Annotated in this window: 10 protein-coding genes and 2 pseudogenes; 7 read left to right on the forward strand and 5 right to left on the reverse strand. The window is 42.6% G+C overall.

The features are described 5' to 3' along the window. Window positions 1-73: 73 nt before the first annotated feature. Window positions 74-3,909, reverse strand: a pseudogene (hrpA, locus tag P7F88_RS19700) (ATP-dependent RNA helicase HrpA). A gap of 235 nt (window positions 3,910-4,144) precedes the next feature. On the opposite strand from hrpA, the gene P7F88_RS19705 reads away from it, so the two are divergent. Continuing rightward, window positions 4,145-4,501 carry a VC1380 family protein gene (locus P7F88_RS19705; protein ID WP_277827541.1) on the forward strand — a complete coding sequence of 119 codons (357 nt, stop codon included), beginning with the start codon at window positions 4,145-4,147 and terminating at the stop codon, window positions 4,499-4,501. Window positions 4,502-4,522: 21 nt separating this feature from the next. Here the strand turns inward: P7F88_RS19705 and P7F88_RS19710 are convergent, their stop codons facing one another. Then, window positions 4,523-5,245 (reverse strand): sulfite exporter TauE/SafE family protein, encoded by a 723-nt coding sequence (locus tag P7F88_RS19710; protein WP_422128274.1) that lies wholly within the window; start codon window positions 5,243-5,245, stop codon window positions 4,523-4,525. 138 nt (window positions 5,246-5,383) lie between these two features. Here P7F88_RS19710 and P7F88_RS19715 point away from each other — a divergent pair. After that, window positions 5,384-5,829: pseudogene (locus P7F88_RS19715) on the forward strand (tellurite resistance TerB family protein). A gap of 61 nt (window positions 5,830-5,890) precedes the next feature. On the opposite strand, the gene P7F88_RS19720 reads toward P7F88_RS19715, so the two are convergent. Next, window positions 5,891-6,700 (reverse strand): DeoR/GlpR family DNA-binding transcription regulator, encoded by an 810-nt coding sequence (locus P7F88_RS19720; protein ID WP_277827543.1) that lies wholly within the window; start codon window positions 6,698-6,700, stop codon window positions 5,891-5,893. Window positions 6,701-6,868: 168 nt separating this feature from the next. Between P7F88_RS19720 and P7F88_RS19725 the strand changes: the two genes are divergently transcribed. The 5 genes from P7F88_RS19725 (at window position 6,869) to P7F88_RS19745 (ending at window position 10,432) form a co-directional block, all read left to right on the forward strand. Continuing rightward, on the forward strand, window positions 6,869-7,612 hold the full coding sequence (locus tag P7F88_RS19725; protein WP_277827545.1) for a Gfo/Idh/MocA family protein: 744 nt from the start codon (window positions 6,869-6,871) through the stop codon (window positions 7,610-7,612). A 92-nt stretch (window positions 7,613-7,704) separates the two neighbouring features. Beyond that, window positions 7,705-7,845: a hypothetical protein gene (locus P7F88_RS19730; RefSeq protein WP_277827547.1), complete on the forward strand. Its 141-nt coding sequence runs from the start codon at window positions 7,705-7,707 to the stop codon at window positions 7,843-7,845. A gap of 243 nt (window positions 7,846-8,088) precedes the next feature. Continuing rightward, entirely contained in the window at window positions 8,089-8,514 is a 426-nt protein-coding gene (locus tag P7F88_RS19735) for a PAS domain-containing protein (RefSeq protein ID WP_277827549.1), read from the forward strand. Then, window positions 8,484-8,996, forward strand: coding sequence for a GGDEF domain-containing protein (locus tag P7F88_RS19740; RefSeq protein WP_277827551.1), 513 nt, complete (start codon window positions 8,484-8,486; stop codon window positions 8,994-8,996). Before P7F88_RS19735 ends, P7F88_RS19740 begins: the two co-directional genes overlap by 31 nt. Window positions 8,997-9,220: 224 nt before the next feature. Beyond that, window positions 9,221-10,432, forward strand: a complete 1,212-nt coding sequence (locus P7F88_RS19745) for a cystathionine gamma-synthase family protein (protein WP_277827553.1) — start codon at window positions 9,221-9,223, stop codon at window positions 10,430-10,432. Between the two features lie 3 nt (window positions 10,433-10,435). Here the strand turns inward: P7F88_RS19745 and P7F88_RS19750 are convergent, their stop codons facing one another. Together P7F88_RS19750 and P7F88_RS19755 are read right to left on the reverse strand one after the other, a co-directional pair. Continuing rightward, window positions 10,436-10,900 (reverse strand): Lrp/AsnC family transcriptional regulator, encoded by a 465-nt coding sequence (locus tag P7F88_RS19750; RefSeq protein ID WP_277827555.1) that lies wholly within the window; start codon window positions 10,898-10,900, stop codon window positions 10,436-10,438. 30 nt (window positions 10,901-10,930) lie between these two features. Continuing rightward, window positions 10,931-11,461, reverse strand: a complete 531-nt coding sequence (locus tag P7F88_RS19755; protein ID WP_277827557.1) for a 3'-5' exonuclease — start codon at window positions 11,459-11,461, stop codon at window positions 10,931-10,933. Window positions 11,462-11,587: the final 126 nt, after the last annotated feature.

Raw genomic sequence — 11,587 nt, forward strand, 5'->3', positions numbered from 1 at the left:
GTTAAAAAGAGGCAACGCATTACCGCTTTACCTCAAATAGTGTCATTTGTCTGACATTATGCAATATTCTTGCCTAGAGTGCATCCATTGCATTTTTAATCCGTTTATCCGAGACCGGATAAGGCGTGCCAAGCTGCTGAGCAAAGTAGCTGACCCGTAGTTCCTCTATCATCCAGCGAACTTCTTTCACAGGCTCCGGCACTGCAACGCCTTTTGGAATCTTATTGAGAAGCTCTTTGTAATCCTTTGTGATCGCTTCAATTTTTAACATATGTAAGCGATCTTTATTTGGGTCAATCGGTAGTTTTTCCATCCTACGTTCAATCGCTCGCATGTACCTGAGGATATCCGGCAACTTCTTCCATCCACACTCGGTAGCAAAGCCTTTGAAAATGAGTCCTTTCACTTGAGCCTGAATATCAGACAACGCAAACGCCATGGTAAAATCTACTTTACCCTTTAGCTTCTTATTAATGTTGAAGGCAGTAGTAAGAATGGTTTCGACTTGCTGGGCTATCTCTACAACCGTATCACCAAGTTCACCTCTTACGTGCTCTTTAAGGCTTTCAAATTCTTCCGATTGCCAGACGATTCCGCCCTTTTCTTCAATCAGCTTATCAACACCACAAGCAATACAGTCATCAATCAGATCTAACACCTTGCCATAAGGGTTGAAGTACAGGCCCAACTTAGATTTGTTTGGCAGGTTCGAATGCAAGTATTTGATTGGCGATGGTACATTAAGAAGTACCAGACGGCGCTGCCCTGCTTTCATTGCCACTTCTTGTTCCTGCTCGGTTTCAAAAAGCTTAATTTCGACGCTATCTTTACTGTCTACAATGGCCGGGAAGGCTTTAACGTCAAAACCTCCTCTCTTCTGTTTATAGACTTTAGGCAGCTCACCGAAGCTCCAGGTATGCAGATCTTTTTGCTCGATATCATCATCAGCAACCTGAGAGAGGGTCTTTTGGACTTTGTCCTTCAGGCTCTCTTTTAACTCGTAAAGATCTTTGTGTTCTTTTAGCTTTCTGTTTCGATGATCTACCGCTCGGAAGGTTACTTTTAGGTGTTCAGGCACCTGTTCTAGCTTCCAGTCTTCACGCAATACCTCTACACCCGTCATTCGGCGTAGTTCTTTCTCAAGAGCATCCAGCAAAGGCGCTTCCATAGCGTTTACACGCGCCATAAATGCGTCGGCATAGTTTGGTGCCGGGACAAAATTTCGGCGGATAGGCTTAGGTAGCGACTTAATCAATGAAACGATAAGCTCCTGACGTAAACCTGGGATCTGCCAGTCAAATCCTGCAGGTTCAATCTGGTTAAGGATCGGCAGAGGAATATGAACAGTTACACCATCGTTGTCATCACCAGGTTCAAACTGATAGCTAAGCTTCAGCTTAAAGCCTTCCTGATGCCAGAAGTTAGGGTAATCAAGCTCTGTTACGTGGCTCGCATCCCCTTTAAACAGCATCTCTTTTTCAAAGTTAAGTAGCTCTTTATTGGATTTCGATGCTTGCTTCCACCAGCTATCAAAATGCCTGCCTGAAACAACTTCGGTTCCGACTCTTTGATCATAAAAATCAAACAGATCGTCATCATCAACAAGGATGTCACGACGACGGGATTTATGCTCCAGCTCTTCAACTTCACGCAATAGCTTCTGATTTTGCTTAAAGAATGGGTGTTTGGTCTCCCACTCCCCCTCAACCATTGCACTGCGGATAAATATCTCACGGCTTATTACAGAATCAATCTGTCCATAATTGGTCAACCGCTTCGGAACAACCGGAATGCCATAGATAGTCACTTTTTCGTACGCCATTACAGCCGCACGCTTTTTAGACCAATGCGGTTCACTGTAGCTACGTTTAATAAGGTGCGCAGCAAGTGGCTCAATCCATTCTGGTTGAATCTTGGCAACAATGCGCCCCCAAAGCTTTGAGGTTTCAACCAATTCCGCAGCAATCACCCACTTTGGCTGCTTTTTGAAAAGACCAGAGGCAGGGAAAATATGGAAACGCGCATTTCGGGCCCCCTGATATTCGTTCTTTTCCTGATCTTTCATACCGATATGAGAAAGAAGACCGACTAATAGCGAACTATGAACGCCCTGATAGCTACCCGGTTCATCATTTAGCTTAGTATCCAACTCACGCATCACCTGATGAATCTGGAAATAGACATCCTGCCACTCACGGATTCGCAAGTAGTTCAGGTAATCCTGTTTACACTGCTTGCGGAACTGGTTGCCTGATAGCGCTTTTTGTTGTTTCTGGATGTAGTTCCAAAGATTCACAAATGTCAGGAAGTCAGATTCTTCATGGAAAAAGCGACGATGTTTATCATCAGATGACTGCTGTTTGTCCGAAGGTCTTTCTCTTGGATCCTGAATAGATAGCGCGGAGGCGATAATCATCACCTCTTTCAAGCAGCCATTTTTTGGAGCTTCAATAACCATTCTTGCCAATCGAGGATCGATTGGCAAACGTGAAAGCTTACGACCAATAGCAGTCAGGCGCTTCTTAGGATCTTTGGCTTTATCGTTAATCGCACCAAGCTCTTCAAGAAGACGAACACCGTCCTGAATATTTCGTTTATCAGGTGCTTCTACAAAGGGAATGCCTGAATATCCCCAAGGCCTAACGCCGTCATTTGTAGAATAACGGAAGCCAGATTGGTTCTTAGAATTTCTGGATCGGTGAACTCAGGGCGCGACAAAAAGTCGTCTTCAGAGTAAAGACGAATACAGATACCCTCTTCCACACGACCACAACGACCTTTACGCTGATTTGCGCTCGCCTGAGAAACAGGTTCAATTGGGAGACGTTGTACTTTTGTTCGGTAGCTGTATCGGCTAATCCTAGCAGTACCAGGATCAATGACATACTTTATCCCAGGAACAGTCAGCGATGTCTCCGCAACGTTTGTCGCTAATACAATTCTTCTGCCTGCGTGTGGCTGAAATATCTTGTTCTGTTCACCCGTAGACAACCTTGCGTATAGCGGAACGATCTCGGTATCGCGCAGATTTCGTTTACCAAGCGCATCGGCGGTATCTCTAATCTCTCGCTCACCATTCATAAAGATAAGGATATCACCCAAACCTTCATCACATAGTTCATCAACAGCCTCAAAGATGCCTTCCAGCATATCTCTGTCGTCAGCATCATCGCTGCTCAGCGGGCGATAACGAGTTTCAACCGGATAAGTTCGACCAGAAACCTCTATGATTGGAGCGTTATTAAAATGCTTTGAAAAACGTTCTGGATCGATGGTTGCCGATGTGATGATAACTTTCAAGTCAGGACGACGCGGCAACAGCTCTTTAAGGTAACCAAGGATAAAATCAATGTTTAATGAGCGCTCGTGGGCTTCATCGATAATGATGGTATCGTATTGATTCAGGTATCTGTCGTGCTGTATTTCTGCCAGCAGAATACCGTCCGTCATCAGTTTAATCTGAGTGTTATCAGAAATTTGATCGTTAAATCGAACTTTATAGCCAACAAACTCACCCAGTTTCGTCTGCATTTCTTCCGCAATACGGTTTGCGACAGAACGAGCCGCCAGTCTTCTTGGCTGAGTGTGGCCAATTAAGCCAAACTTACCACGCCCTAGCTCGGTACAAATTTTTGGAAGCTGTGTCGTTTTACCTGAGCCAGTTTCACCTGCAACAATAATAACCTGGTTCTCTTCAATTGCTTTAGCGATATCATCTCGTTTCTGACTAACGGGCAGAATTTCCGGGTACTCGATCTCAGGGGTGTGCTGAGCGCGTTCCTGTACCACCATCATGGACTTAGCTATATCCAGCGCTATTTCATCAAAAACTGCATTTCTGGATTCAGTATTCTTTATTTTGCTCGCGCCATTAATACGCTTCTGGAATCGGAAGCGATCACGAATCATGCACTCACTCAGTGCCTTGCGTAACTTCGACGGTGTATTGACCGACTGTTGTTCTTTTTGTTCGCCTTGCTGTGACCTGGTCAAAGCCTTACCTATGTTCTCTCTTAAAATTGCGGCGATTGTATCATAGGAACTAAAAATGCCTAGATTTCAGAGCTACATCGATAATAAACACTTAATTTTTCTACCTATCTACCGATAAAATAGAGAGAAAATTGTTAATAGTAAGAACAAAGTGAAAACATCCGAACTAAAAGCCTTTCTCGAGATGCTGCCAGAAGACAAAGATCCTGAAATAGTGACAGGTGAAGAATGGCTGCCTGAGCGGCTTATCGACATATCTTATGAAGATGAGCTAATCCATCTTAGCTTCGATAATGCGCCTGATGAAGATTCCGGCGATGAAGAAGCAAGAGGGTTTGTAGAACATGAAATTGATATGCTGCGCGACAAGATTGAAGCATTAATGGAAGCATCTCATTCTCCAAAAACCAAAGCAGAAATATTTCTACGCCTATTTATCATGAGCCATGAGAAAAGCAGCTCAGAAGTTGTCGAAATATTGGAAGATCCTGAAAGTTGGACTGGTTAAGCTCCTCTTCAGAGAAGTCTGCTATAAGACGCCCTGAATAATCGCGCTGGTACCACTGATAAAACAGAGAACCAGCGCAAAGATACGTATCCATTCTTTTGAAATTTTGTTGACACAGAGGCGTGCAACTCTGTAACCCAACCACACGGCAGGAAGCAAAGGTAAACTCAAATATAGGTGGTGCATGGTGAAGTGCCCCATCGCAACCAGCACGATGATAGATAAGACGGAGCTAAACAGGAAGAAAGCAGATAAGTTACCGCGTAATGAATTTGCTTCCTGATGTTGAAGTAGCAGTGCCATTGGTGGCCCACCAATGCCCGAACTGGTCCCCATTAGCCCTGACATTAAGCCCGCAACAGCCATTCTTCGTGGAGTTGGTTCAAGCCTGAATGGTAGCAATGAGATAAGCAGAGCGATAAGCACCAAAGCACCCAGCCAAAGAGATAAAAACTGAGCGGAGACAATACTCAGCAATAACCCACCAGCAATAGAACCTGGAACTCGCCAAAGAATAGCAGTTTTTAATCCACCTACCGAGATATCCTGGCGATATTTAAACGAGTTCATTACGGAAACAAAAAATCCAGCAACACATATAGGTGCTGGAACATAGTCAGGAGAAATCTGATATAACAAAGGCGCAGCTACAATAGCTAAACCAAAACCGATAGCACTTTGAACAAAGCTTCCGAGAAAGAAGATTCCCATTGCCAGCAAAGTTACCGCTTCGAATTCGTACATCGACCTCTTTTCTCCTTTTTTGTTATCTGATCAAACCCGAAAACAGAGTTTGCAAACGTAAATTTTTGTAATGATTAACTTGTAAATTGTGTCATTAGCTACAATGTATTGATACACCAGATGTAACCGGGTAGTCACATGATTCAATCTATAGCTAATCTTTTTAAACAGGTTCTAGACGGAAACGACCTGTCAAACCACGAGCTGAATAACCCCAATCTTGCAATCGCTGCACTTCTTTGCGAAGTGTCGAAAGCAGATTATGAAGTAGATAATTCAGAAAAGGTTGCTAAACGGAAACTGATACAGCATCTTACAGGTTTAAGTGAAATTGAAGCAACAGCGTTACTCGCTGATGCTGAAAAAAGGTTAAGCAATCCGCTTCTTTGTACGATTTTACCTCTCAGCTCAGAGAGCTTGAGCACGAGAAGCGATTCGAACTGGTAACCGCTATGTGGGAAGTCGCAAACGCTGATGGCGTAATCGATCCTTTAGAAGACGCGGTAATACGAAAAGTCGCTGAATTGCTTTATGTCGACCACAGCGAGTTTATCCGCGCAAAACTGCAGGTTATCGACAAGTAACCTGCTGTGATTTTAAGTAGAGTTAGCTTCATTCGTAGTAACGATCCGAAGCAGACTCTATCTAGTCACTTACAACTATTAACTCAACCCCGTGTAATTCCATTTGATTAGCGATGTTCTTAGGTGGAGTCTGATTGGTAACAATGAAATCAATATCCGACCAGGAACAAGATTGAAACATCAATTGGGTATTGAACTTATTGTCCTCAGTGATGCAAATCACCCGCTTCGCTCGTTTGGCCATTGCTAACTTAAGATTCGCATCGGTCTCAGTATCGGTAGTAATTCCAGCCTCCGACAAAGCACTAACACCAATAAAAGCGATATTGGCCTGATATTTCTGAATCTGCTCAACCGTGGTATCACCTAAGATGGTGTGAGAAAAATCATCAAACATTCCACCTAACACACACTTTCTGATGTGTGTTTTATCTACAAGTTCAGTAAGACATTCAAGAGAGTTAGTAATCACGCTTGACGGCTTATCAAGAAAGCGAGCCACTGAAGCGCAAGTCGTACCAGCATCGATAAATACAATATCGTGATCGTTAATCAATGAAGCTCCATATGACGCAAGATTTTGCTTTACCGGGCTGGATTCAGACCTCTGAGTAAATGGCAGGCTTACTTTTTTCTCATCCAATATTGCCCCACCCCGAATACGAAGAATTCCTGGACGAGCCGAAAGCTTAACAAGATCTCTTCGGGCCGAATCGTATGAGATATCGTACTTCTGACAAATCTCTTCTATCGTAACCTTGCCGTGGTCCTTTACATGAGCCTCTAGCTCTATTAAGCGTTCTTCTTGAGTCATTGATGTATTCCGTTGAGTCTGAAGACCCAGTGTAACCTGAATAATCTCGTTAAACACGCGACTTCATGCAAAATCACTTAAATTCTGCACTAAATTAAATCCATAAACCTAATATCACTTAAGAGCACCCAAAACAACACTTATATTCGCTTGATTGAACGTTTATTTTAATGCATATTCACTTACACATGTTTAAGTGAATTCACGCAAAAATAAGGATTTAGTATGAAGATAGGTATAGTCGGCGCTGGTAATATAGTGGAATGGTGCCTTGATGCTCTCTCAAACATCGAGGAAATACATTGTGAGGCAATGTGTGTTAGAGAAAGCAGCGTAGAGAAAGGCAAAAAGCTGTGTGACGAGTATGGCATTGAAAAGCTATATACCGACTACCAACAGATGCTCATGGATACAGCGTTAGATTTTATCTATTTGGGTATTCCAAACAAACTTCATTACCAATACGCATTAAACGCTCTTGAAGCAGGTAAACATGTCGTCTGTGAGAAACCATTTACTTCTGATGACACAGAGTTATCTAAGCTTGTTAATGTTGCTAAAAGCAACAACTGTTTTTTGTTTGAGGCCATTACTAATATCCACTCCCCTAATGTGCAGATCATGAAAGAGTGTTTAAGCAAGATCGGGCCAGTGAGGTTTGTTCAAAGCAACTATTCGCAACTTTCAAGTCGTTATGCCCAGTACCTTGAAGGTAATGTCCACCCAGCATTTGATCCCGCTCTAGCCGGCGGCGCTCTATATGATATCAATATCTACAATATTCACTTAAGTTGTTACCTGTTTGGTACGCCTGAAAATATTCAATACACCTGTAACAAAGGTTTTAATGGTATCGATACGTCGGGCGTAGTTGTAATGCAATACCCGGAATTCATATCCGTCTGTACAGGAGCTAAAGATTCAGCCAGTCCTGGTCAGGTCGTTATTCAGGGGAGAAAGGCTGCCTGACATTAGCTAGCGCTCCTAACGTAGCAGACAGTGTTGAGCTGGACATTAATGGTAAAAAACAGGTATTCAACGCGAACCACCACGATAACCATATGGAGTACGAGTTCCGTAACTTCCAGAAAATGTATTCTGAAGGCCAACTCGAAGCGTGTTATGAGCTTTTAGAACACTCTATGGATGTAATGCAAATACTGACAAAAGCTAGGGCACAGGCTGGTATCTCATTCGCATAACCACAAAAAGATAGTTTTAGTTAAAGCGATGAAGAGACTAAACGATAGGTGCTCTTAGCGATTCCAGGCCCGATATTTGGCAATATAGAATAAAACTGCGACATTAAAAGCTTAATAACATCGCAAATCTCATATACAAAAACACAGCTAATTTACTAGTTTAAATACATTGACTTAAATATAAAAAGTTATTAGCGTGATGGTTATCCTATTTTTTATCGCACCCGTTATTAGCACCTTAAAATGAATATTTATCATTATCGTTTGCTTCAAAGCTTTGTTGCAGGTCTACCTGAGCTGGTGTTTGTTGTATCAGAATCAGGGCGCTATATTGAAATATCGGGTTTGTCCGAACATGACTCAACTCAATTTGTCGGATGTACCATCGAAGAAATTTTTCCAAAAGAAACGTGTGGAATGTTTTATCAGGCTTTAGAGAGTGCTTTTAAAACAAGGAATGAAGTAACATCGATTGAGTACACATTATCCCCTGCTCCTGAGCTACAGATTTCTCTGCCAAATAACGAGCCAAGGATATTCCAGCTCAAAATTAATCCTATCGACTATCTATATGACAACGAAAGAACGGCAGCTTGCATATGTCGGGATATTACTGAACAACGTGATTGTGAAAAAAGTTGGAAGAGCTGTCTGTTCGTGATCACCTAACCGGCTTATACAACCGAAGCAAGCTTTTTGATTCACTAAAAGCTACTCTTAATCAGTTTCAACGTTACGGATACTCTTGTTGTGTTTTATTGCTTGACCTAAACAAGTTCAAACAAATTAATGATCAATATGGTCATATCGCTGGTGACAAGGCTTTAAGTCATTTCGCTTCTATTTGTCAGTCTGAATCACGCTGTGTAGACACTTTGTGCCGCTATGGCGGCGATGAGTTTTGTATTATCATGCCTAATGTCAATGTAGATGAAGCCAAAGTCTACGAACAAAGGCTCAAAAAGCGGCTATCAGAAAGCCCGTTTATTTATGAAGGACAGATGATACCATTATCAATCAGTGTCGGAATAAGCACCCTGTTACCTGAAGATATTAATGTTGAAGCTGTACTTAACCGGGCTGACGAAAATATGTACCGACAGAAATACGCCTCCCAAAACAATATTACTATTCACAATAGTATAAATTAGCAGTTACTTTTTATTTTACTTTAGACGGTCTGCCTCCGTTAAGTCATATCCTTTTACATATCACTATTTCACTCAATAACAAACGTCATTAATACAAAGATAAAATTTATTATCTACAAAAGACTATCGATAATTTTTATCACTTAGTATTAAACAATAACCGAGTTTATTTGGGCAGAGTGATACATTTTCTTCAACCGAAAATTTTTATAGTTGGAGAAGAAATGAACTCAGATAAAGAAGATATTTTGCGATTTGGTACCGAAGCTGTTTGGGCGGGAGAAAAAGAGCAAAGAGTTCACAGAGCAACTCAAGTACCTGTTGTCGTTAGCGTATCCTATGCATATGAAGATATGGATGAATGGTACGATGTCGCTACAGGGAAAAAGCCAGGGCACATATATGGCCGCAATACCAACCCAACAGTAACAGCCTTCGAGGATAAAGTCCGTACCCTTGAAAAAGCGGAAGCTGCAACCAGTTTTTCTAGTGGTATGGCAGCAATCAGTAATACCCTTTACACCTTCCTAAGACCCGGAGACAGAGTCGTATCTATAAAGGATACCTATGGTGGTACAAACAAGATCTTCACAGAGTTTCTACCAAACATAAATGTTGATGTTACGCTTGCCGATACAGGGGATCACGCAGCACTAGAGTTCGAAATCCAAAAAGGATGTCAGCTGGTTTATATTGAAACGCCTACCAACCCTACTTTGAAAATCACCGATATCGAACGTATCGCAAAAGCTGCAAAAAAGGTGGGTGCTCTTGTCGTCGCCGATAACACCTTTGCCAGCCCGGTTAATCAGGCTCCGCTAAGCCTTGGGGTTGATCTTGTGCTTCATAGCGCGACTAAGTTTCTTGGCGGGCATGCAGACGCTTTAGGTGGCGTTGTATGTGGCAGCAAGGAGTTGGTGGAGCAAATCTATCACTACAGAGAAATAAATGGTGCTTCACTCGCGCCATGGGACGCCTATCTACTTTTGCGAGGCATGAAGACACTGAAACTTCGTGTCCGACAGCAGGCGGAAAATGCTATGCAGATAGCTCATTTTCTCGAAAAACAAGAGCTGGTCGAAGCGGTGTACTATCCAGGGCTGAAAACTCATCTTCATCACGACATTGCACAAAAGCAGATGAAAGGGTTCGGTGGAATGCTTAGCTTTGCGTTAAAAGGCGGGATGGAATCTGTCTCGATTCTATTACCAGCACTAAAGTACGCTAATTGTGCCGCTAATCTGGGTTCAGTTGAAACCACTTATGGTCCAGCCAGAACAACAAGCCATGTAGAAGTGACACCAGAAGAACGCAAAGCACTCGGTATCCCGGAAGGGTTAGTCAGAGTTTCAGCGGGTATAGAAGATATCGAAGATTTGCTGGCTGACCTGGGACAGGCATTCGATCATCTGACGATGGAAATCAGCAAGAAATAGTTATTATCTGTCAAACGCTGGTGGTATGGGGCCAGCCATCTTGGAGTGCCTCATAACAACCAGTGTTTTGACACTTTTTACGCTGCCATCTTTATGAAGAACACGTTGAGTAAACTCATCGAACGCTTCCATATCCGTAGCGACTACCTGTAAAACCACATCGAAATCACCGGTAACATACCAGGAATCCAGTACCTCTGGAGCCTGATTAACTCTGTCGATGAATTGGTTAACGATCGAACCGTGATCACGCTCTAATTGCACCATCAGCATCATGCTTAAAGGCCAACCCATTGTTTTGGGTTTGATAACCGCAACTTCTTTTTCTATATGCCCGCTAGTGCGTAACTGCCGAACGCGTCGATAACAAGCAGGTTCAGACAGGCCTACTTTTTCAGCCAGGCTGACCATTGATACCTTGGCATCGATTTGTAGCTGTTCCAGTATTTTCAGATCAATCGCATCCATTTTCCCGACCTACGTTTTCCCGACCTATGTTTAGAGCATTTCCAGAGCAAGTTTCGCCAAATTGTACGCATCAACATAGCCTGAATGCTGGCGGCCTTCCCACGCTATGCCCTTCTGCTCTTGAGCCGCACGATGGCCAATACGCTTATCTTTGAGACGATTCTGAACTCGGTATAAAGTCGCAAGATTAATAAACTCATTAAAAGGCATATCGATACCTTTACTCTGACACTCATTAGCCAGAATAAGGTCATCACGTCCCCAAGATGCGTATATCTTGTTAGGCCCACCGAAGTTTTTAATCATAGACTTAATCACTTCCTCTAACGGCCTGCCCTGCTTCTCGATTTTCCGTGGGGTAATACCAGTTAATTCAGAGCAGAAAAGAGAGACCTGATCTTTTTCGGGCTTTACATAATATTGAGCACGCTTAACTATCTCGCCTTTCGCCAGATCAATTTCAGCCAACCCTACTTCGATAATTTCGCCAGTGGTGCCTTTACCATCCACGTTCCAGCAACACATCTCTAAATCGAAGCAAACAACCCGGTTATAGTTCATGCCAACCCTTATATAGAAAATCAGAACCGCGAATTCTAGCGGACAAAAATGACAATGCAAATTTTCTCATTAAAACGTCCCATAAAATTTAAAGAATGAAAAACACGTTCTCAACTGTTGAACTTT

Source organism: Vibrio hannami, assembly GCF_029589055.1.
Lineage (GTDB): Bacteria > Pseudomonadota > Gammaproteobacteria > Enterobacterales > Vibrionaceae > Vibrio > Vibrio hannami.